This is a genomic window from Variovorax sp. Varisp53, from assembly GCF_059491555.1.
The window spans coordinates 770,445-792,346 of the sequence record NZ_CP168512.1 but is presented as its reverse complement, the minus strand read 5'-3'; the positions used below and the strand labels follow the sequence as shown (position 1 = coordinate 792,346).

Sequence of the window (21,902 nt, the reverse complement as noted above, 5' to 3'; positions counted from 1 at the left end):
GCTCCCCGTTGTCGGGGTGCTCGCCAGTGACGAACCCCGGGGTTATACCCCCGAAAGCCCCCCAGTAACGTATGGCGCCCCGTGCCGGAAGTCACATCTTGCCCATGGGAACTGGACATGGCTGCCGGAACAGGCGCGCGATTGTATAGAGAACTCACAGGCGTGGGCGATGTCCTGGCGTGCCGGCCAACTCCGTTAGCATCGCCCGGCGCTGCCTGAGGGGGCAGCGCGGGGCCCGAGCCTTTGTCCATATGGCGACCGGGCCTATCCGATCATTCGCAAAAAGAAAGCAAGCCTTGAATAAGAAAGCAGTTTTGGGAGTCCTGGCCGCGGCCATCGCCGTCGCCTACGGCGGCAGCACCTGGTGGGCCGGTACGCAGATCAAGTCGCGTTACGACACCGCATTCGACGAGCTGCCGAAGCAGACCGCGCTGGTGCGCGTGGCCGAGCGCAAGTACGAACGCGGCTTCCTCGGCGCCGTCAGCACCGTGACGTTGGAAATCGGCTGCGCGCCCGACGCCGCCGCGGCCGTCGCCAGCAAGCCCGCCGAGGGCGACGAAGCGGAGGAAGACGACGAGGAAGACGCCGACATCAAGCCGCCGAAGCAGTTGCGCCTCACCATCCGCGACACCATCCACCACGGCCCGCTGGCCGGCGGCACGCTGGCGGCGGCCACCATCGACAGCGAGCTGGTGCTCGACGCCAAGGCGCAGGCCAATGTCGAGAAGCTCTTCGGCAAGGCCAAGCCCCTGAGCGCGCACACCAAGGTCGGCTTCAGCGGCGCCTTCACGGCCGACCTGACCGTTGCGCCCGCCAAGCTGGCCGAAGAAGGCAAGGGCCAGCTCGACTGGCAAGGCGCGCAGGCCCGCGTGGAAGTGAACGCCGCACGCACCCAGGCGCGCTACGACCTCACCGTGCCCGGCCTGGACTTCAGCGACGCGCGCAGCGGCGTCACCATGAAGATGGGCAAGCTCACCGCCAAGGCCGACATGGACAGCAGCGCCGGCTGGTTCCTTGCCACCGGCAAGAGCGAAGGCCGGCTCGACACCCTCGAATTCGCCATCAAGAAGAAGGCAGCCGCTGACGGCGCGGCCGCGGCCGAAACACCGAAGGCGCTGCCGACCGTCGTGCTCCAGGGCCTCGACCTGCTGGGCGAGGCGAGCATCAAGGACGGCCTCTACACCTCGAGCGGCACGCTCAAGGGCACCGGCAAGATCGGCGAGACGAAGATCGACAAGTTCGAGCTGGCCAGCAGCGCGCGCCGCATCCATGCCGCCGGCTACAAGAAGCTGGCCGACGCCTGGATGCAGTCCGGCGCCGTCAACGGCTGCGGCAAGGGTGGCAGCAAGGCCTCCCAGGCCGCGATGCAGGCGCTGGCCGAGCAGCTCGCGCCCGACCTCAAGGCCATGGCCAAGTACGCCCCCGAGGCCGGCCTCGACAGGATGCTGGTCGAGATCGACGGCAAGCGCGCCGAACTCGGCTACACGGCCAGCATGGCCGGCGTGACGGACGAAGACCTGCAACTGCCGGGCACTGCGCTGATGATGAAGCGCGGCGCACTCAAGGCCCATGTGCGCCTGCCCATGAAATGGCTGGAGAAGCTGGCCGAAACCGGCGCCGAGAGCGGCCAGACGCCCCCGCCCGAAATGGTGGCGGGCCTGGTCGAGCAAGGCGAGGCCATGGGCTTCGTGAAGCGCGACGGCGACGACGTGACCGGCCAGGTCGAATTCAGCGAGGGCAGCCTGAAGGTCAACGGCAAGCCGCTGGGCGCGATGGGCGGCGCGGGCAAGTAAGCCCTGATTGGTCGGGGAACACCGCGGAACGGGCTTTGCCCGGCCGCTGGTGTTGCCCCCTGCAAGGGGGTTGGCGCAGCGACACGAAGTGCGCGAAGCCTGGGGGTTAGCCTAGGTCAGACCAGGCACTGCTCCAGGCCCTGCTCGAGAATTTCGCGCGGCAGCTCGATGCCGATGAACACCATGCGGCTCTGGCGCGCCTCGTCCTTGCCCCACTCGGGCCCCAGGTCGCTGCCCATCAGCTGGTGCACTCCCTGGAAGATCACCTTGCGCTCGGTGCCCTTCATGTTCAGCACGCCCTTGTAGCGCAGCATGCGCGGGCCGTAGATATTGACGATCGCGCCCAGGAAGTCTTCCAGCTTGGCCGGGTCGAAGGCGCGGTCGGCCTTGTAGACGAAGCTCTTGACGTCGTCGTCGGTGTGGTGATGGTGGCCGTGGCCCTCATGCTTGTGCGAGGGGTGGTCGCATGCCTCGCCATGCGCGTGGTCATGGTCGTGGTGATCGTCTTCTTCCTTGAGGAAGTCGGGGTCGATGTCCAGCTTGGCGTTCAGGTTGAAGCCGCGCAGGTCGAAGATGTCCTTCAGAGGCACATCGCCGAAGTGCGCCTTCTGCTGCGGCGCGCGCGGGTTCATGTGCTTCAGGCGATGAATGAGCGCATCGGTCTCCTCGGCCGACACCAGCTCACTCTTGCTGATGAAGATCTGGTCGGCAAAGCCCACCTGGCGGCGCGCTTCCTGGCGGTCGTTGAGCTGCTGCGGCGCGTGCTTGGCATCGACCAGCGTGAGGATGGAGTCGAGCAGGTAGCTCTCGGCGATCTCGTCGTCCATGAAGAAGGTCTGCGCCACCGGGCCGGGATCGGCCAGGCCGGTGGTCTCGATCACCACGCGGTCGAAGTCCAGCAGGCCCTGGCGCTTCTTGGCGGCTAGCAGCTGCAGCGCCTCGCGCAGGTCTTCGCGGATGGTGCAGCAGACGCAGCCGTTGCTCATCTGCACGATCTGCTCCTTCGACTCGGTCACGAGGATGTCGCTGTCGATGTTCTCTTCGCCGAACTCGTTCTCGATGACCGCGATCTTCTGACCGTGGGCTTCGGTCAGGATGCGTTTGAGCAGCGTGGTCTTGCCCGAGCCGAGAAAGCCGGTGAGGATGGTCGCGGGAATGAGGGCCATGAAGGGAGTGCTCCGGAAGCGGAAAACAGGAAAAAAGGGGCGAAAAAGGCGTGGCCGGCAGTTTAGCCAGTGCCACTGAGTTGCGTTGTTGGCAGGGTCAAGCCGGCTTCAGGCCGGCTTTCGAACCACCACCAGGCCCTTCAGGTACTCCCCTTCCGGGAATTCGATGGTCATCGGATGGTCCGGCGCTGCGCCCAGGCGCTCGGCGATGTAGCCGTCCACGCCCGCATCGAGCCCCGCCGAGGCCACGATCTTGTGGAACAGGTCGGCGCTGATGCCGCCCGAGCACGAGAAAGTCAACAGAACGCCGCCAGGCTCCAGCAGCTTGAGCGCCAGGCGATTGATGTCCTTGTAGGCCCGCGCAGCACGCTCGGCGTGCGCCACCGTGGGCGCGAACTTCGGCGGGTCGAGCACGATGGCGTCGAAGGTACGCCCCTGTTCAATGAACTCGCGCAGCACGGTGTTGACGTTGGCGTCGAGAAACTCCGCCTGGATGCCCTGGCCTTCGAAGCCATTGAGCGCGAGATGGCCGCGCGCGCGCTCGAGCGCGGGTTGCGACGAATCGACCGACACCAGCTCCGCGCCTTCGAGCGCGCCCGCGGCCTTGAGCCCCGCCAGCGCCGCAACGGTGAACCCGCCCGTGTAGCAGAAGCAGTTCAGCACGCGCCGGAAGCGCCGATGCTGCGCCAGCTCGGCAAAGCGCTGGCGGCTGTCGCGCTGGTCGAGGTAGAAGCCGGTCTTGTGGCCGGTGGCGATGTCGAGCGACAGCTTCCAGCCATGCTCGCGGATCGTGATTTCGGTGGCGCCCTCCCCGCGCAGCCAGCCCGTGACCGGCTTCAGGCCTTCGCGCTCGCGGCCGCTGGCGTCGGAGCGTTCGTAGAGCTTGCTCAGGCCCGTAGCCTTGAGCAGTGCGTCAGCCAGCACATCTTTCCAGCGCTCGACGCCGGCTGAAAGAAATTGCGCCACCAGCGTGTCGCCGTAGCGGTCGACGATCAGTCCCGGCAGGCCATCGGCCTCGCCGTGCGCCAGCCGCACACCATCGCTCTGCAGGTCGAACAGGCCGCGCGCGGCCACGGCGCGGGCGCACACCGAGGCGAAGAACGCGGCGTCGATGCGCTGCGTTTCGACGAAGCTCCAGGCCCGCGCGCGGATCTTGGACGTGGGGCTGAACGCCGCCCAGGCGAGGAAGGCGCCGTCGTGCGACTCCACGCGCACCGTTTCGCCGGAGTCGGCGCCGCCGCGCGCGATGGCGGATTCGAAGACCCAGGGATGGCGGCGCTGCATCGAGCGCTCTTTGCCGGGTTTGAGGCGAAGGGTTTTCATTGTTCGTTGCTTGCTTACTTGTCGTTCTCGGGCCTGGCCTTGGCACGCGGATGTGCCGCGTCGTAGGCCTTGGCCAGGTGCTGGAAATCCAGCCGTGTATAGACCTGCGTGGTCGCGATGTTGGCGTGGCCCAGCAGCTCCTGCACCGCGCGCAGGTCGCTGCTCGACTGCAGCACGTGACTCGCGAACGAATGGCGCAGCATGTGCGGATGCACCGGCGCTGCAAGGCCGGCCTTGAGGCTGCGCTCGCGCAGCAGCTTCCACACCGCCTGCGACGACATCCGCAGGCCCTTGGCGCTGATGAAGAGGGCGGCCGCGGCCTGCGGATCGCGCAGCCGGGCGGTGGCCAGTCCTGCGCAGTCGCCGCGCACCGCGAGCCAGTCGCGCACCGCCTCGGCCGCCTTGCTGCCCATCGGCACGATGCGGCGCTTGCTGCCCTTGCCGAGCACATTGGCTTCGCCCGCATCGAGGTCGAGCCAGCCGCGCGCCGTGCCGCTCGCCTGCGCGTCGAGCCCCGTGAGCTCGCTCACGCGCAGGCCGCAGCCGTAGAGCACCTCGACGATGGCGCCGTCGCGCGCTTCGGTCCACGGGTCGGCCTCGGGGTCGTACAGCTCGGCGAGGCGCACCGCATCGTCCACGCCCAGCGCCTTGGGCAAGGGCTTGCCGGCCTTGGGCGCATGCACGTCCTGCACGGGGTTGAAGCCGATCAGGCCTTCGTGGCCCAGCCAGCGGTAGAAGCTGCGCCAGCACGACAGCACCAGTGCAATGCCGCGCGGCTCGCGCCCGGCGCTGTGCAGCTGCGCCATCCAGCGGCGGACGTGGGCGGTCTGCACGCGGTCCAGTGGCAGCCTGGCCTCGGCCGCGTGGTCGCGCAGGGCCTGCAGGTGAAAGGCATAGAGCTCGACCGTGCGCGCCGCGAGCCGGCGCTCGACGCGCACGTGCTCAAGGTATTTCTCGATCCAGTCCATTTGCTCAGCGCAGGGCATGGCTCAGGAATACCGCGGAACCGGCTTCGCCGGGCCGCAGGTATTGCCCCCGGCGAGGGGGTCGGAGAAGCGACACGAAGTGCGCGAAGCCTGGGGGCGCACTAGAACAAGTAGCCATGGCCGGCATTGTTGATGATGGCCGCCGGCTCGCGCAATGCGCCCTTGGAGAACGGCCCGAGCGCCCGCCAGCACGACGTGGGCGCCGCCGCGTACTGCACGTCGAAGCTCTGGTCGAAGCCGCTCATCTTCACGAGCCGCTCGACGCGCCACAGGTGATACGGCTCCGACACGATCACCACGCTGCGCACGCCGGCCGCCAGCAGCAGCGGGCGCGACAGCGAAAGATTCAACCGTGTGGAAGTCGACGCCGGCTCCAGCAACATCGGCCCGGCAAAGCCCGCCGCCACGGCGTGCTCCTGCATCGCCATGGCCTCCGTGCGGCCGTCTTCTGAATCGACGCCGCCTGAAAAAACCAGCTGCCTGACCACGCCGGCATGCGCCATCGCCAATGCCGTATCGACCCGGCCGGCGAGGCACGGGTGCGGCTTTCCGTCGAGATAGGCGCGGCTGCCGAGCACCAGTGCCGCGTCGGCCGGCCGCTGCGGCGGATGCGCCAGCAGCTCTTCGGCATGCGACCAGATGAATGCTCCGATGGCCGCATACGCCAGCGCCACGGCCAGCAGCGCGCCGGCCAGCGCGACCTGCCAGGGCCGCAGCAACCAGCGCGGGCGTTTCAAGGACGCAGCCGCGAAAGCCCGCCCGACGCCAGCTCGGCGATGCGCTCGAGAAAGTCGGTGCCCATCTCGGAGTTGAAGCGCTGCGCGTCGGGCGACGCCAGCACCAGCAGGCCGAAGGCCGGCGATTCGGCGTCGGGGCGCAGCGGAATCAGCGCAATCGACATCGCCGCCTGCGGCTCGGGCAGCCAGTTGGCCGCCTCGAAGCCCGAATTGAGCCCGCAGTAAGGCGAGGTCAGCGAAGTGGCCAGCGCCTTCACGTCGTCGCTCACCCACTGGGCATAGGCCTCGTTGAGGTATTCGCTGCCGCAATCCCACACCTTGATGGCCGTCTGCGGCACCAGGAACAGCGACTGCAGGTCCACCGCGATGCTGTACGGCAGGCTGCGCGGGTCGCGCGTGGTCAGCAGGCCCTTGGTCCAGCGCTGCAGGCGGTCGGCGATGACCACGTTCTCGGTGCCGTGGCGCACCATGTCCATCAGGCGATGCTCCAGCGCCTTGATCTTCTCGCGCAGCATCTCGGCCTGGCGCTCCTGCAGGCTCACGGCGCGGTTGCCGTGCGGGCTGGTGAGCTGCACCTGCGCCAGCAGCTGGGCATGGCGCTCGAAGAAGTCGGGCGTGTTCGCCAGGTAGTTCGCGATGTCGTCTTCGGTGATCGGATTCATGGCGTTTTTGGCGTCGTTGTTGTTCGTGAAGTGGGTCATGGCAGCTCAGGCACCTCGATATCGCCTTCGAAGACCGTGGTGGCCGGCCCGGTCATCAGCACCGGCTGGCCTTCTCCCTGCCACTCGATCGTGAGGATGCCGCCGTGCGTCTGCACGTCGACCCGGCGCTCCAGCAGGCCGAGGCGGATGCCCGCCACCACCGCCGCACAGGCGCCCGTGCCGCAGGCCAGCGTTTCGCCGGCACCGCGCTCGAACACCCGCAGCTTGATGTTGGAGCGGTCGACCACCTGCATGAAGCCCGCGTTCACCCGCTGCGGAAAGCGCGGGTGGTGCTCGATCTGCGGGCCCTGCTCGGCCACCGGGGCGGTGTCGACGTTGTCGACCACCTGAACCGCGTGCGGATTGCCCATCGACAGCACCGCTACCGAAACGATAGCGCTGCCCGCACGCGTGCCGAGCGCAAGATGCCACTTCTGCCATGCGCCGTCATGCTGCGGGTCGAGCCCGGCGGTATCGAAGGGAACGCGTTCGGGCTCGAAGACGGGGGCGCCCATGTCGACCGTCACGCGGCCGTCCACGCCCATGCGCGGCTCGATGACGCCGGCCAGCGTCTGCACGCGCACTTCGGTCTTCTCGGTCAGCTTGTGTTCGCTCACGAAGCGCATGAAGCAGCGCGCGCCATTGCCGCACTGCTCCACCTCGCCGCCGTCGGCGTTGTGAATGACGTATTGAAAGTCGATGCCTGCCGCGGGCGAGGGCCGCACGGTGAGGATCTGGTCGGCGCCGACGCCGAAGTGGCGGTCGGCCAGGAAGCGGTACTGCGCGGCGCTGAGGCCCAGCGTGCCGCGCGTTTCGTCCAGCACGACGAAATCGTTGCCGGCTCCCTGCATCTTGGTAAAGCGGATTCGCATCCTTGGATTATCCGCCGCTGGCTTGGCGCAGTTTGTCCAATGCCCGATCGAGAAACGCCAGCCGGTCCTGCCCCCAGAAGCGCTCGCCGTTCAGGATGAAGGTCGGTGCGCCGAACACACCCGCCTCCACCGCCTCCGCGCTGTTGGCACGATAGGCCGCCAGCGTCTCGGCCGCCTGCTCCAGCGCCTGCAGCGAGGCGCCGTCGTAGCCGCTCTCGTCGGCCACCGCGATGCGAACTTCCGCCTGGGAGGTGTCGCGCTCCTCGGCCCACAGCGCGCGCAGCAGCGCGTGCGACAGCGGCTGCGCGTCGAGCCCCTGCAGCTGCGCGGCAATCACCATCCAGCCCGGATACTTGTTCCAGTTCGGGTCGCTCGACGCGCCCTTGGGGTAGTGCGCGGGCGCCAGGTTCAGCGGCATGCCGAGGTACTCGCTCCAGCGCGCCAGCTCGAGCGCGTGATACGTGCGGCGCGGCTCCGGCCGGGTCTTCAGCGGAATGCCGCCGGTCTGCGGCACCACGGCCTGGAAGTCGTATGGTTTGAGCGTGAGCCGCACGTGGTGGCGGCGCACGATGTCCTGCAGTTGCGGGCCGCCGAGGTAGGCCCAGGGGGAGGAGAGGCTGTAGTAGCAATCGAGCGCGATCATGTTTCGATTATCTGCAGCGCAGGGGCGGTGCCGTCGCGCGCTCTACCCTTTTCTCCTTGGGGTCGGGGCGCGTGGATACAAAGCTACCGGCAACCCAGCTTCAGCGGCTGGGTGACAGGCGGTTTTTTGTTTCTTGGCCGCAACGGAAGAACTACTCGCGCACGTCGACGCCGCGCGGGCCTGCGCTCTTGACCAGCTCCACATCCGGGCCGAAGTCTCTTTGGGGCGGCTCGTGGCCAGACAGCTTTTTGTACAGGGCACACAAGTAGGCAGGCTTGTCCTCAACTTCATCGAGGTCCACTGCTTGCGGCACTACCCAACCCCAGAGCTTCCCGATCTGACCAGACGACCAGATGTACTCCAGGGCTTCCAGAACCCTTTGCTTGCTCACTGGGCCGAAGCTATCGAAGTCCACCTTCATTGCATCGAACAGCTTGGCGCGACAAGGCTCTTCGTTGATGTGGAACTCATCGAGTTCGTCATCGCCCATGGCGAGCAGGTGGCGGTACATCTTGTGGATGTAGCGAGGAAATTTTTGTGTCGTCATGGATCGAGTCGCCGTCCCAACGGAACAACGTCACTGCGTCGCTTGTGCGCTTGGTGATGCGCCGGCCCAGCGCGTCGTCGCTGAAGGTCGTTGTCTTGCCGTGTGTGGGGGACTGGTCTTCGACTCCGCCGATTTTTGCGCGTTTGACTTCTATTGCCTGACATCGATGCCGTGCGGCCCGATGGCATCGACCAATTCCACATCCGAGTCGAAGTCTCGTAGCAGCGGCTCACGCCCCGCCAACTTCTCGTAGAGCGCGCGCAGGTAGCCCGGCTTGTCTTCGACCTCATCAAGTGGCACTGCATGCGGCACCACAGCGCGCCAGTATCGTTCGGGATCACCCGATGACAGGAGAAATTCGATGGCCTCCAGAACCCGTTGCTTGCTCACAGGACCGTAGGTATCGAAGTCGGCTTTCATTGCGTCAAACAGCTTGGCGCGGCAACTCTCGTCGTTGATATAGAAATCATCGAGATCGTCATCGCTCATGGATAGCAAGTAGTAGTACATCTCATGGATGTAGTCGAGGAAGATCTGCATGAATTAGGGCCTCGTCTCGCTCAATGCAATTGCCCGCCCCTGCCTGATCTGCAACAGCGGCGCGAACATCATGAAAACTGGTCCACTCATTGTCACCAGAGCGCAAGGAGCCGCTGGCATCCAAGTAGAGATACTTGCTTATCCGATATGAGAATTTCATTTCAATTCTCAGCTCGATTCATGGCCTATTCCTTCCTCGCAACGGAAGCACTCCCACCGGCCCTCGGTGCTACACACGCTCTCGAAGGCCAGTGTGTCGCTATCTCAGCCAATCCTCAGTCATCTTTCTTGACATCTTCATTTGAGTTTGGCACATCAAGACTAACTTGATCTCAATCGAAAACTCACTCCATCTTTCATGATTTGAAGATCTTCTATTTCGAATATATTCTCATCCAATGGTGAATCCGTTAGATAAAAATTAAGCCCCTGGATAGCCTCCTCCAGACGCTCTACCTCTTTAAATAGCTGATCATTTACTGCACACTCAAACTCTCGAAACAATTCTTCGCAAGGTTGAAACTCCGTGGTAGGCAAAAAATTGCCGAGCAAGAGCATGTTTTCTCGAGATATCACAACGATCTCGCCCATCTTCTTTTTCTCAGGGTTTTTGAGAAAAAACTTTACTATCGCGGACATCTTGTGGTTTCTCCTAGCGCCTCAGAAAGGCTTTTAAGATTTTCATCGCTAAAGCCGTCCATACCATTGGGATGAATAATCCGGGCGTGAATGGAGAGTTTATTTGCTGGATCTTCAATGACATCGAAGCCGGCATTTCTAATGCCCCCTGCAGTGCCCGATACAACAGTTTCGGCTGCCTTCGGTAGGCCTGTAGCTTTGGGGAAGTTATCTCTCGTCTGCTGAGCTGCGTCGCATGGGCAGCAACTGTGCAAGACGGATATTCGAGGAGGGGCAAATCTTTTTTCCGCATCCTTTAGACGGTGATTGTCAATTTCATTGCCGCCAATTCAATTGACCTTTGTTGGAGCAGGAAGAGGTTTTCCAGACAAGCCCAGTGGATCGAGCCATGCGGCGTGCCCGGGTGATTGCACTGGTAGAACGCAATCTCTTCCTTCGCGAAGGCCTCCGGCGTTCTCTGCTGCTGCCCGTTCCATAGCGGGTCCTGCTCGATGTCGTAGCGCCCGCCGTTGCCGGCCATCAGCGCCTTCACGTCCGTCGTCCCGCTCAGTTCGACAGCATGAGCCTGCCGGATCTGCAGCAGCGGCACGAACGAGCCGGGCTCGTGGATGTAGTGCACGCTGTCGCCGCGCCACGCCCACTCCTGCTGCCCCTCGGTGCTCTGCGTGCTCTCGAAGGCCAGCATGTCGCCGTCCCAGCCGAACAGCGTAGCCTCGTCCCCGGATCGCTTGGCAATGCGCCGGCCCAGCGCGTCGTAGCGGAAGTGCTGCGGCCTTGACCGTCGAGGCGAACGGCGACGCGGGTGGTGATGCGGCCTGCTGCCATTTGGCAGCCTCGAGGTCTTCACGACACAACTGGCCTGAGCCCGTAGGTCTCAGAAACACCGAACCATGGACGCGATCCGTGTATTAAAGGCGAACATCAATGCTGTGACGCCCATAAACTATTTCCACATCGGAGCCGAAGTCTCTTGGCGACGGCGTACGCCCTGTTAGCTTTTCGTAGAGCGATCGCAAGTAGCCCGGCTTGTCTTCCACTTCATCTAGGGGTACCTCATGAGGCACCACCGCGCGCCAGTACTTTTCGATGTCGCCCGATGACAGGATGAACCCAATGGCATCTAGCGTCCTTTGTTGACTCTCCGGCCCGAAGCGATCGAATTCAGTCTTCATTGCATCAAACAGCTTGGCGCGGCATTCGAGGTCGTTGATATAGAAATCATCCAATTCGTCATCGCTCATGACGTGCAAGTAGTAGTTCAACTTGGAGATGTAGTCGGGAAAAACTTGCATGGCTTAGGGCGTCGGAAGTTGTGGAAATGCCGTTCGAATTTTTCCGTTCGATCCTCGGAAAACGGTCGCTTGTGTGGTGGTTTCAGGGCAGCCACCACCGGCCCTATATCCCTCGCCGACCACACGCCCCATATCGACTGTCGCTTCATTTGCTCCAGTTTGGTTCATTTTCTGGGTCGCGCGCTGAATGGCGTCAAGTTGGTCAACATGGCTTAAAAAGCGGGTTGAGTCAACTGGGCGCGGCCGCTTCGGACACGGATTGTCGGGTGGGATGCCAGTCCGCGCCCGGTGCTCCTGCTGCTGCATGGTGGTTTGGGCCCCATGCCGTGAATACGCATGGCCGCCTCCTTGAGCGTCCATGTCCTGCAGGATCCTCCCTGCACGCCGGTTAGCCCGGTTGCCGGTCAAGCCAAACGGATCAATCCATTCGATCGGATTGGGCGCGTACTGATGGAGGTTGATGCCGCCCTCTAACCCAATAGGATCCTTTGATACAAACCTCCCCGCCACCGGGTCGTAGTACCGATACCGGTTGTAGTGCAGCCCCGTCTCCTCATCCCAATACTGCCCCTGGAACCGAACCGGATTCCTGAACCCCGCCTTCCTGCCCGCCTCGCTGATCGCCTGCTTGGCTTCACCCCACGCCTTGTAGCTCGCCGACCAGGCAATGCGCCCCTCATGGTCCGTCAATTCCTGCGGCGTGCCCAGGTGGTCGCACTGGTAGAACGCGATCTCTTCCTTCGCGAAGGCCTCCGGCGTTCTCTGCTGCTGCCCGTTCCATAGCGGGTCCTGCTCGATGTCGTAGCGCCCGCCGTTGCCAGCCATCAGCGCCTTCACGTCCGTCGTCTCGCTCAGTTCGACAGCATGGGCCTGCCGGATCTGCAACAGCGGCACGAACGAGCCGGGCTCGTGGATGTAGTGCACGCTGTCGCCGCGCCAGGCCTGCAGCTCCTGCTGCCCCTCGGTGCTCTGCGTGCTCTCGAAGGCCAGCGTGTCGCCGTCCCAGCCGAACAACGTCACTGCATCGCTTGTACGCTTGGCGATGCGCCGGCCCAGTGCGTCGTAGCTGAAGGTCGTTGTCTTGCCGTAGGTGGTCGCGCTGCGCATGCGGTTGTAGCCGTCCCACGTGAAGGCGGTCGTTTCCCCATTGCGGGCACGCTCCACCAGGTTGCCGCGCTCGTCCCACGAATAGAAGGTGCCGGCGTAGCTCTTGAGCAGGTTGTCCATCAACCGCCCGGCCATGCTGCGGCCTTGATCGTCGAGGCGAACGGCGACGCGGGTGGTGATGCGGCCTGCTGCCTGCGCGTTGGCATCGACGTCGGAAGGGTTGCCGATATTCCCCGCCGGATCGAAGGCGAAGGTCTCGCGGCCCAATCGGCTGTTGGCTTCGAGCAATCGCCCCACCGGGTCGTAGCGGTAGCTCAGGTTGCCGCGCCGGCTGTCGCCGATGGCCGTCAACTGTCCGGCCTTGTCGTATGCGTAGCTGCGGCGAATGCCGACGGCGTCGACCGCGCCAGCCCTGGTCTGCGAGATCTGCTGTTCCAGCAGCCTGCCGGCAAGGTCGTAGTGCAGCTTCTGCGTCAGCCCGTTGCCTTGCTCACGCCCAACCTCGCGGTGCAGGTCGTCACGCTCGAAGCCCAGGATGTCCTGCCCGTCGACCAGCAGCCCGTGCACGTGGCCCGAGCCGTAGGTGAGCCATTGGGTGATGTGGCCGTCGGGGCGGATGGTGGTCACGCGCTGGTTGAGCTCGTCGTAGCCGTGCTGCCACACGGCCGTGTGCTTCTCGTCCAGGTAATGCTGATGCTCGCGCACGAGGTTGCCCGCGCGGTCGTAGAACCATTGCAGCCGGGCATCGCTGTTCGTGGCTTCGATCAGGCGTCCGTTGCCGTCGTACGCGAAGCGTTCGGACTGCTCCCCGGCCTTGCGCTCGCTCAGGCGGCCCAGCGGGTCGAACTCCAGCTCGGTGCGGTGCCCGGCTTCGACGACCTCGGCCAGCACGCCGCTGGTTTCGTCGTAGCGGTACTGCGTGGACTTGCGGTCGAAGCCGGTCTCCTCGAGCAGCCTGCCGACCGGGTCGTAGCGGAAGTCGTAGCGGCTGCCGTTCTCGTTGTGCAGCTCGCTCAGGCGGCCCAGCAGGTCCCAGCCGTACTTGAGCGTACGGCCCGCAGCGTCGGTGCGGCCGGCGACGAGGCCGGCGCGGGTGTAGCTGTAGCTCGTGCGGCGCCCGAGCGCGTCGGTGTGCGCGAGCAAGCGGCCCTCGGCGTCGTGCACGAAGTGCTCGCTGGTGTTGTCGGGACGGACGATCTCTTCGAGCTGGCCTGGGTGGCTGGCGCTGCCCGGCATCTCGGCCTGCGCCGCTTCGCTGTACCGGTACCGCGTCGCCTGCCCGAGCGCGTCGGTGGCCTTGGTCAATCGGCCCCGGCCGTCGTAGGCCCACTGGGTGGTCTTGCCCGAGCAGTCGGTGTGGCTGGCCAGTTGGCCCGCGGGCGTGTAGGCCAGCGTCTTCACACCGCCCTTGGCATCGGTGATGCGCACGGGGCGCCCGGCCTTGTCGTAGGCGTATTCGGTCCTGTTCCCGAGCGGGTCGATTTCTTCGGTGAGGTGTCCTTGGTCGTCGTAGTCTCGCCTCCAGACACCGCCCTCGGCATCGAGGATGCCCGTCACCCGGTGACGCGCGTCGCGCTCGAAGTGGATGCGACCGCCATCAGCACGGGTGTGGCCCTGCAGGTTGCCATGGGCGTCGTAGACGAAGCTGTCGACGCTGCCGTCCGTATGAATGTGGCGAATGATGTTCTTGTCGTCGTCGCGGTAGAACCACTCCTCCAGCTGATCGGGATGGATGATGCGGTAGGTGTAGCCCAGGATGTCGTAGTAGTACCAGGTCTCACCGCCGAGGGCGTCGGTCACGTAGGTCAGCCGGATGTTCTTGTCCCATTCCAGCTTCAACGCGAAGCTGCCGTCGTCGCTCCACTCGCGCACGGCCTTGGCGTCGGCGCCGGTGCCGTCGTATTCGAGGTTCATGCCGCGCCCCGTGCGGTCGGTGTAGCGGGTCACGAGGTGATGGCTGTAGGTGTAGTGCCAGGCTGCGCCGTCCTCGTCCCGGGCCGAGACGAGGTCGTCTTGCGCATCGTGGACATAGGCCGCGAGTTGGCGCACGACCTGGCCTTCCTTGATCTCCCACAGGCTTTCGATGAGTCCGCTTTGGGCATGGGGACGGGTGCCGACATGGGCGAGCGTGGCGTCGCCCTGCTTGCTGAGGATGTCGCTCAGCACCTGCTCGCCGGTGGCTGCAATCACGTGGTCGTAGCGCAGGCCGATGCCGGTTCCATCGCTTGCATGCTGCGCCACGAGGCGGAAGTGCTGCTTGCCCTGCGTCCCGGCCTTGGCGGCGACGGTGTCGACGAGTTCGTAGATCTCGCGCCAGTCGCTGGGCGCGCCGGCCGGCATGGGCTTGCCGAAGTCCAGCGCCAGGAGGGTGTCGCTCAGCCGGGTGAGCGTCACTTCCTCGATGGGGTCGCGGTGGCTCTGCCCTACGGCGAGCAAGGGGTACGCGTGGCTGCGGCCGTCGGCGCCGTGATGGATCAGGCTCTTTTCCCCGCGGCGCTTGCCGTGCGTGGCAACGGCGATGTCCACGCGGGTGCTGTAGGGCGTGAGCCAGCGCGCGCCGAGGCTGCCTTGATCGAACGCACCGAGATTGCTGCGGTAGGTGCGCGCCCAGGTGATGGGCAGCGGCGCGGCCAGCACGAAGTCGACGTGCGTGAAAGTCTCGCAGCCCATGGCGAAGCTGATGGCGTGGGGCGTTGCCGCCGAAACAGGGCAGTTCTTGCAGCCGGGATCGCCGCCAGGGCCGGCCTGTGCCGCGGACAACCCCACCTCGCCGCCCGCCCTGTCGCTGTCCACCCGGCCACCCGTGGACGGGTTCACGAGTCCGCCCTTCCGGTTCTTGCGCCTGAGCAGGGCCTTCTTCAGAGCCTTGAGCAGCGACTTGATGCTGTTTCTTTCGGCTTCGCTCGCCATCGCCTGCAGCTTGCTGCGGGCAACCTGCTTGATGTCGACCAGGCTGGCCATGTGCTCCCTGACCTTCACGACCGCCCACTCGGGAATGAGGCCGGATGCCTTCTTGCTGGCGTAGTTGATCCCGGTCTTGGCGGCATTGCCTGCCGAAGTGCCCCATGAGCTCAGCGTGGCGAGCAGGCTGCCCATGGTGGTCTGGGTGTGGGGGTCGTAGGTCTTCCTCTCCATCTGTGGGGTGAGCGTCAGCAGCGGCTTCTCCCCAAGCCCGCGCTGCATGATGTCGATCAGGGCATTCACGATCGCATCCACCATGTCGGCACAGTCCTTCAGCATGCTGTCGAGGAGCGCCATGGCTTCGTCGACGAACTTGTCGATCTCTCCCGCGATGGTGTCGTTCAGGTGGCCGACTGCGACCGTGACCATGGCCTCGCCCGCGTTGGCGAAGGCGCGTCCGGCCTGGTCCTTGATCACGCGCCCCATGTTCTGCTTGATCAGCGCCAGCATGGGCCGCAAGCTCATGCGTGCGGCTGCCATGGTCGGTGGGAAGGGAATGACGCCGATCACGTTGATGACCAGCGAGACCCATTCCAGGAACTGGTTCCAGGTCTTCTTCTGGATCATGCGAACCACGTCCATGATCGCGTCGGCGAGCGCCATGATGTTGCCGACCACCGGAATGGTGCCCGCCACGGTCGACAGGCGCTCCAGCGTGATCCAGCCGTCGCTGATGCTTCGCAGCCATGCGTCCAACTTGGCTGCGCCCTTGCCGATGTCCTCCTGCGCGATGGTGTTCAGCGGGGCGACGGCCACTTGCGGCTCGCGCTCCTCTTCGGCCAGTCGATCCTGTTGCGGCGTCTCGCCTGCCATTTTTCCTTCTCCCCGAAATTGCTTGTCTTGTTGTCGATGCGATGCTGCGTTCAGCCGGCGAAGCCCGGTGTACGGCCCGGCGTTCGATCCGATGCGCCCGGCAGCCTCTGCACGATGCCCGGGGCGGCCTGGCCCAGGAGCGCCTTGGCGCCCCCTTGCCGGATGGCCTGCACCGCGCCGAGCGCCTGCCGCGCCGTGCCGGCCACCTCGCCGATCTGCGCCGCGAAGCCGGCGGCCCCGCCTGGAGCGCCTGCAGCACCGACGGCATCAGCGCCCACCGCAGCCTTTGCAGGCCACCGATCAGGCTCGCCAAAGTAGCTGCCCTTCTCCCACGGGTCGCTCGGGTCCTTGCCGAAGGTCACCTTGGCCTGCCCCACAGGAAGACCGGACATCGTCGCGAAACCATTCCTGTCGAGCTGGCCGCTGTGCGTCGCGCCCTCGGAGTCCACCACCGTGTAGTCGCCCTGCTTGACGCCCATGCGTTTGGCGCCGTCGCCCTTCACGTACTGGTGATACAGGTCGAGCTGCCCCCGCGGCAGCTGCGTCGGCTGGGGCAACCGGGGCTGCCCGTCGCTCTTCGGCCCCACCAGCGAGTGCGACGCGGCATGCGCGCGCCACAGGCCGTTGGTGCCGCTCTCGATGCCACCGGAATTCCAGCGCGTATAGCTGGAGCCGCCGTTGATAAGAACCTCTTCCTTCGCCGTGATGGTGATCCGGTTGGCCTCCAACTTGACGTTGAGCTTGGCCAACACGTTGATGCTGTCCTTCAGCGCCGTGATGTCGATGTCGGCCGCCGCGGCCGCCATGCGGATGCCGTTGTTGAAGGCGACTATGCGCACCGCGTCCTTGGCGCTCACCAGGAAGCTGTTGCCGGTGGCAAAGCTGGCATGCGCCCCGCTGGTGATGGCCGTGTGCTCGACGCTCACGATGTGCGTGGAGCCCTGTGCCGTGGCTTGGATGCCGGCCGGACTCGCCAGCGTCAGGTGCGGCTCCTGGAACTCGGGGAATTCGCCCTGCGCCGCGTTGCCTCCGCTGCCCCTGATCGCATCGTTCTGCTCCTTGAGGCCCTTGGCGACTTCGTCCTGGTCGCCCGCCTCGTGTGCCTTGGCACCCTTGGCCGCTTCCGCCAGGCTCTCGTGAAGGTCACGGCCTTGCGTCAGCCGGCCCACCGTCTCGCGCATGTCGGTGATGTGGGCCTGGGCATTGGGCCGCGGCTCGGTCGTGACGAGCAGGCCCGCCTTTGCCCGGATGGCTCCATGCCCATCGGTGCGCAGTTCGAAGCCCTGGCCCCGATCGTCCTTGCGCCCCGCGGTGTCGTCGATGCGTCCGATGTGGCCCAGGCTCAGGCTGGAGCTTTGATGGTCGCTCTTGAGCTGCGCCTGGATCTTGCCGCTCGTGTCGTCGAGCGCCAGGTGGTTGCTCTGGCCGCCCTTGAGTTCGCGGCTGCGCAGGCCCGCCAGGTGCTTCTGCTCGGGCAACTGCCAGGCGGGCATCTCGTCGGCGTTGTGCACCCGGCCGACGACGATGGGGTGGTCCGGGTCGCCGTTGAGGAAATCGACAACCACCTCCTGGCCGATGCGCGGCAATGCGGCCATGCCGAAGGTCGAGCCGGCCCAGCCGAGCGACACGCGCAGCCAGCAGCTGGAGTTCTCGTTGTGCTGGCCCAGGCGGTCCCAGAAGAACTGCACCTTGATCCGCCCGTACCTGTCGGTCCAGATCTCCTCGCCGGCCGGGCCGACAACCACAGCGGTCTGGGGCCCCCGCGTGCGCGGCTTGACGGTGGCGCGCTTCGGCCGCCATGCGTAGGTGGTGGGCTGCACGTCGAAGGCAAAGCGCTGGACGGAGCCCCCCTCGGAGGCGCTCGCGCCTTCGCTGGCCTGGAGGTTTTCCTGGAGGTCGTAGTCCACGCCGAGCAGCAGGTACTGCTGGTTCTGGTCGGCGCGGGGATGGCTGGCCAGGCGCATGGTGAAGCCCGGCGCCAGGTCGCGCCGGTTGGAGCGTCCGCTCGCACGGCTGCGCTCGCTCAGTTGCTCTTCGTTGCGCACGCGCGCATAGGTTTCGCCATCGACGAGCTCGGTGTGGTTGCCGGGCCATTCGTACTGCTCGAAACCGTCGTGGTCGTGGCCGGGCGGCATCTGCCGCTGGGTGGTCAGGTCGGCCTTGGGCTTCTCGAAGTCATAGTGGCGGCGCTGGTGCCGGCCGGGGCGCACGCTCTCGTGCTGCATCCATTCGGTGACGCGTTCGGCAGGCTCCAGGCCACCGGTCATGCCGGCCTTTTCGTCGGGATGGTAGCGAAGCTCTTCGCCGCCGGGCAAGGGGCCATGGGAACTGGCGATGTCGTCGGCGAAGACCAGCGTGTGCTGCCCGGCCTCGTGGCGGAAGAAGTAGTAGATGCCCTCGTGCTCGCACAGGCGCGAGACGAACTCGAAGTCCGTTTCCCCGCCGGTCGGCCCCCCGTACTGCACGCAGTAGTCCCAGGCGCGGTAACTGCGGCTGAGCTTCTGCTCCATGGGATAGCCGTAGCGCCCGAGCACGGCCGTCACGATGTCGGGAACCGTTTGGTCCTGAAAGATCCGGTAGTCGCTTCTGCGCGTTGCCAGCCACAGCCAGGGGCGCAGCCGCATCTTGTAGAAAGACTGTCGGCTGTCTTCTTGAGACAGCCCGAAGCTGGTCACGATGCCGCCGAGATGGCGCGTGTCGCCATGCTCCGTCTCGATGGCGACGGAGGTGCTTTTCCCGAGCAGCGCCTTGGGGTCGATGGCGTTGTGGCTGCCCAGCAGGTCGACGTCGAAGGTGTACGGCTGGCTGAGTGCTTCGCGACCGGCCAGACGATGGAACTGAAGTGCATCGCCTGCCGGCGTGGCGATGGTGACGCGCCGCGTCATGGCGACAAGGACGTGCGTGCGCACGCGCCTTCGTGGATGGACATGGGATCTCCCTGCAGATGACCGCCGCTGTGGACCAGGGCGAGCTTTGTTCGATTATGTAAGGCGCTGCAGCCTTCGCGTAAGCACCCAAAAGTAGCACCGCGCCTCGTCTCCGTGAAAAACGACCGGTCGTTTAACGATAGACAACAGTGATTTCCATCTCGGCCACGTACACCTCCCCGGTCATCAACTCGGGGTGTACCGAATGGATCGAAAAATTCTCGTGGTCGGCGATCCGCCGGCCCCTGGCGGCAGAGTGCTGCCGTATGACGGTCCGATGCTCGATATGCACGGCCATCAGGTCGCGTTGATCGGCGGCAGGGCCTATTGCGAGGGCTGCAACAGCGTCGGCATCATCGCCAAGGCAGGAGGACCACGGCGCCCGCAATTCATATCGGAGGCTGCGCTGGAGGGAGACGTGGTCGTGTGTCATTGCCCGGTGCCGCAGCCCATACTTTCCGTGCTCCAGCAATCGGCGATATACGACGATGGGGACTGGCATGCGGCTGGTGTCATACCGAGCATCACCGCGTTGGCCATGACGCCGACCGCGGGCTCCGGGCTTGAAATGGCCGCCTTCAAGAAAACCGTGGACGACAACGTCACACATCCCCCAGAGGCCGAGCAGACCGAGAACATCTGCCCGAACATGACGAACAAGGAGTTCGCTACCTTGGCGATGAAACTGCGCGATATGGCTGTCGACTACATCACGAAAAAGCGGCTCCCCGAATTGGAGCGCTGGGACAAGGGGGCTCAGGCCCGCGCAAAGATGTGGTTTGGCATTGCCGATCAAAGCACGCGTGAGTATCTGCAGAAAGGCTTGGCCGCATGCGTGCGCGTGCTGAACAGTTTGGAGGCCAAGAACTTCGTCCGCTTTACAGAAGGTGGCAAGCTGGCGACATGCGTCATGGGTAGCGCTTCAGGTACCGCTGCGGCGGTATGCAAGCCAGATACCGCCACTCATACCATCGCGATTGGGCTCGACTTTTGTACCTTGACGTGGGACAACAAGGCCCATTTCGAAACGAGTGAAGTTCTAGACGGAGACTCCCGGCTGCTCACACTGATCCACGAAATCACTCACTTCGAAGACACCTTCAGTTCCAACGACGAGTGGTACGGAACAATGATCTCGAGACTGAATGTCAAAGACGCAAGAAACCGAGCCAAGGCAAGAGTGAACGCAGACAGCATCGCCGCATACATCTTGGGCATCAATCACGAGACGGCCGAATGAAATATCTCCACGCCATCATCCCTCTCGCCTTCGTCCTCGCTCCTGCATGGACCGCCGCCTGCTCTTTCGGCGGACTCGAACGCGAAGTACGGTTCCCCTCGGCAAGCACGCACCTTGGGTCGGAGCAGATCATCTCCCTGACAAACTGGTTCATCGAACAGAAGGACACAAGCAGAGCGACGCACGGCATTTACCGCGCCGACATCTTTGCCGTCGCCGTCAAAGGCGATGCCGATTCAACAAGAAAAGCACATCGCCGGCTTGCCGAGATCACCGGTCTTCTGAAGACCCTGAGCGCCGGGACTTCTTTCGATGTGGAAACCCATGTCGATGAACTCGAGACCCGACCGACAAAGCGCCCTGAGCGCCTGGACGTCTTGCAAGCGACGGTTCAACCGACATGCGCCAAGACGCGCTCGTGCTGCAAGGGGATTGAAGGCCCCTCGGCATCGCCCAGACAGCAATAGTTCGATGCGCCGACGAGTCGTCTGGGCCTCGACTGCAATCCTTGGCTAACTCGAAGGCGACCTGCTCAAGGCGGAGAATCGACCGCTTCCGCACGCAATTCTTTCTGCCCGCACCCCTGCGTGATCGGCATTTCGCAAAGGCCCAATGACCCCAACGATTCGAGACACCCGGCGCGCCAGTCCTCGCGCGTTCCCTCGAGCACTGGCGATTGCCTCCGCGCTTTCATTGGCCCTGCTTTGCTCGGCCGCCACAGCTGCCGCGCCCAAGGCCCGGCCAAAGTTCACCGACTACCCGACCACCACACGCGATCAGCCCCGTGCAGGCTCACACCCACCACTGCGGCTGACGACCCGAACGGCCCGGCGCTACACCACCGTCATCCACCACGCCTACAACGAGCCGCCCAACTTCGCCGGCCATCTGCGGGTGGCAGCCTGGGGATGCGGCACCGACTGCCGCAACTTCGCGGTGCTCGACCAGAACACGGGCCAGGCCTACACCCTTCCCAATGTCGATGCGATCGTGGGCGCCATGGGCAACGGCGATGAGCGGGTGGATTTCCGGCTCGACAGCCGGCTGCTGATCATCTCCGGCAGCTTCAATGAGAAGCCTCCGGAAGGTAAGTTCTACTATCTGTGGACCGGCCAGCGCCTCAAGCGGATCTTCACTGAGCCATTGGCTGTAGAGATGATCGACACGTCTCCCGTGGAAACCCAAACACCCGTGCGCTGAGACAGACGAGCATCAAAGCTCGTTGCAATAGCAGCTGACAGGCGCTCCGGCCAGCTCGGCCGCCATCGCGTCCCATGCCCCCGACGCCACGACGCCCGCGATATGAGCCTCATGCTGGCTGCGTGACTCCCACGACTCGACCAGCGTAAACACGCAGTCGTTGTCGGCGCGCCCGAACAACTGCACGCCCCGGCATCCATCCGCCGATGGCAGCGACTGCTTGACCTGTTGCATGAGTTCGGCGAACGCGGATGCGCGCTCGGGCTTGGCTTCGAAAGTGATGATGACGTTGATCGGGTTCATGGAAATTTCTTTGTCGTTGGCTTGAAGAAAAAGGAAGAACGCAGGTTAGCCAGCGCCCTCTCCCGCGCCAAGGCGCGAAGCTGCGAAGAAATTGACCATGGCTGCGAAGGAT

At 64.6% G+C, this 21,902-nt stretch carries 19 protein-coding genes; 4 read left to right on the top strand and 15 right to left on the bottom strand.

The annotated features are described in order from the left end of the window. Window positions 1-296: 296 nt before the first annotated feature. Complete coding sequence (locus ACEOAB_RS03555) at window positions 297-1,793, top strand: YdgA family protein (RefSeq protein ID WP_413750747.1); 1,497 nt, start codon at window positions 297-299, stop codon at window positions 1,791-1,793. Between the two features lie 116 nt (window positions 1,794-1,909). Here ACEOAB_RS03555 and ACEOAB_RS03550 read toward each other — a convergent pair whose 3' ends face one another. The 14 genes from ACEOAB_RS03550 to ACEOAB_RS03485 form a co-directional block, all read right to left on the bottom strand. Next, entirely contained in the window at window positions 1,910-2,959 is a 1,050-nt protein-coding gene (locus ACEOAB_RS03550) for a CobW family GTP-binding protein (protein ID WP_413750746.1), read from the bottom strand. Window positions 2,960-3,067: 108 nt separating this feature from the next. Next, the gene (locus ACEOAB_RS03545) at window positions 3,068-4,282 is read right to left on the bottom strand and encodes a class I SAM-dependent rRNA methyltransferase (RefSeq protein WP_413750745.1); all 1,215 of its coding nucleotides are present in this window, start codon (window positions 4,280-4,282) and stop codon (window positions 3,068-3,070) included. Window positions 4,283-4,296: 14 nt separating this feature from the next. After that, window positions 4,297-5,268: a tyrosine recombinase XerC gene (locus ACEOAB_RS03540; RefSeq protein ID WP_495653465.1), complete on the bottom strand. Its 972-nt coding sequence runs from the start codon at window positions 5,266-5,268 to the stop codon at window positions 4,297-4,299. Window positions 5,269-5,369: 101 nt separating this feature from the next. Continuing rightward, entirely contained in the window at window positions 5,370-6,005 is a 636-nt protein-coding gene (locus ACEOAB_RS03535) for a YdcF family protein (RefSeq protein WP_413750045.1), read from the bottom strand. Then, window positions 6,002-6,706 (bottom strand): DUF484 family protein, encoded by a 705-nt coding sequence (locus ACEOAB_RS03530; protein WP_413750044.1) that lies wholly within the window; start codon window positions 6,704-6,706, stop codon window positions 6,002-6,004. The genes ACEOAB_RS03535 and ACEOAB_RS03530 overlap by 4 nt, the downstream gene beginning before the upstream one ends. Next, complete coding sequence (dapF, locus tag ACEOAB_RS03525) at window positions 6,703-7,578, bottom strand: diaminopimelate epimerase (RefSeq protein ID WP_413750043.1); 876 nt, start codon at window positions 7,576-7,578, stop codon at window positions 6,703-6,705. Before dapF ends, ACEOAB_RS03530 begins: the two co-directional genes overlap by 4 nt. 7 nt (window positions 7,579-7,585) lie before the next feature. Beyond that, window positions 7,586-8,221 (bottom strand): 2-hydroxychromene-2-carboxylate isomerase, encoded by a 636-nt coding sequence (locus tag ACEOAB_RS03520; RefSeq protein WP_413750042.1) that lies wholly within the window; start codon window positions 8,219-8,221, stop codon window positions 7,586-7,588. A gap of 151 nt (window positions 8,222-8,372) precedes the next feature. Continuing rightward, complete coding sequence (locus ACEOAB_RS03515) at window positions 8,373-8,768, bottom strand: hypothetical protein (RefSeq protein WP_413750041.1); 396 nt, start codon at window positions 8,766-8,768, stop codon at window positions 8,373-8,375. Between the two features lie 150 nt (window positions 8,769-8,918). Then, window positions 8,919-9,308, bottom strand: a complete 390-nt coding sequence (locus ACEOAB_RS03510; RefSeq protein ID WP_413750040.1) for a hypothetical protein — start codon at window positions 9,306-9,308, stop codon at window positions 8,919-8,921. Between the two features lie 321 nt (window positions 9,309-9,629). Continuing rightward, window positions 9,630-9,947, bottom strand: a complete 318-nt coding sequence (locus ACEOAB_RS03505; protein WP_413750039.1) for a hypothetical protein — start codon at window positions 9,945-9,947, stop codon at window positions 9,630-9,632. A gap of 295 nt (window positions 9,948-10,242) precedes the next feature. Continuing rightward, a complete protein-coding gene (locus ACEOAB_RS03500; protein WP_413750038.1) occupies window positions 10,243-10,632 on the bottom strand; it encodes a hypothetical protein in 390 nt (129 codons plus the stop codon). Window positions 10,633-10,855: 223 nt separating this feature from the next. Beyond that, entirely contained in the window at window positions 10,856-11,239 is a 384-nt protein-coding gene (locus ACEOAB_RS03495) for a hypothetical protein (protein WP_495653464.1), read from the bottom strand. 3 nt (window positions 11,240-11,242) lie between these two features. Then, window positions 11,243-16,120, bottom strand: a complete 4,878-nt coding sequence (locus ACEOAB_RS03490) for an RHS repeat-associated core domain-containing protein (RefSeq protein WP_413750036.1) — start codon at window positions 16,118-16,120, stop codon at window positions 11,243-11,245. Between the two features lie 50 nt (window positions 16,121-16,170). Then, window positions 16,171-19,005 carry a type VI secretion system Vgr family protein gene (locus tag ACEOAB_RS03485; RefSeq protein ID WP_495653827.1) on the bottom strand — a complete coding sequence of 945 codons (2,835 nt, stop codon included), beginning with the start codon at window positions 19,003-19,005 and terminating at the stop codon, window positions 16,171-16,173. 247 nt (window positions 19,006-19,252) lie between these two features. Here ACEOAB_RS03485 and ACEOAB_RS03480 point away from each other — a divergent pair, with 247 nt between their 5' ends. From ACEOAB_RS03480 to ACEOAB_RS03470, 3 genes are all read left to right on the top strand, one after another. Beyond that, entirely contained in the window at window positions 19,253-20,287 is a 1,035-nt protein-coding gene (locus ACEOAB_RS03480; protein WP_413748963.1) for a M35 family metalloendopeptidase, read from the top strand. Beyond that, complete coding sequence (locus ACEOAB_RS03475) at window positions 20,284-20,754, top strand: hypothetical protein (protein ID WP_413748964.1); 471 nt, start codon at window positions 20,284-20,286, stop codon at window positions 20,752-20,754. Before ACEOAB_RS03480 ends, ACEOAB_RS03475 begins: the two co-directional genes overlap by 4 nt. Before the next feature lie 145 nt (window positions 20,755-20,899). Next, the gene (locus ACEOAB_RS03470; protein WP_413748965.1) at window positions 20,900-21,487 is read left to right on the top strand and encodes a hypothetical protein; all 588 of its coding nucleotides are present in this window, start codon (window positions 20,900-20,902) and stop codon (window positions 21,485-21,487) included. A 12-nt stretch (window positions 21,488-21,499) separates the two neighbouring features. On the opposite strand, the gene ACEOAB_RS03465 is transcribed toward ACEOAB_RS03470, so the two are convergent. Beyond that, on the bottom strand, window positions 21,500-21,790 hold the full coding sequence (locus tag ACEOAB_RS03465) for a putative quinol monooxygenase (protein ID WP_413748966.1): 291 nt from the start codon (window positions 21,788-21,790) through the stop codon (window positions 21,500-21,502). Window positions 21,791-21,902 lie beyond the last annotated feature (112 nt).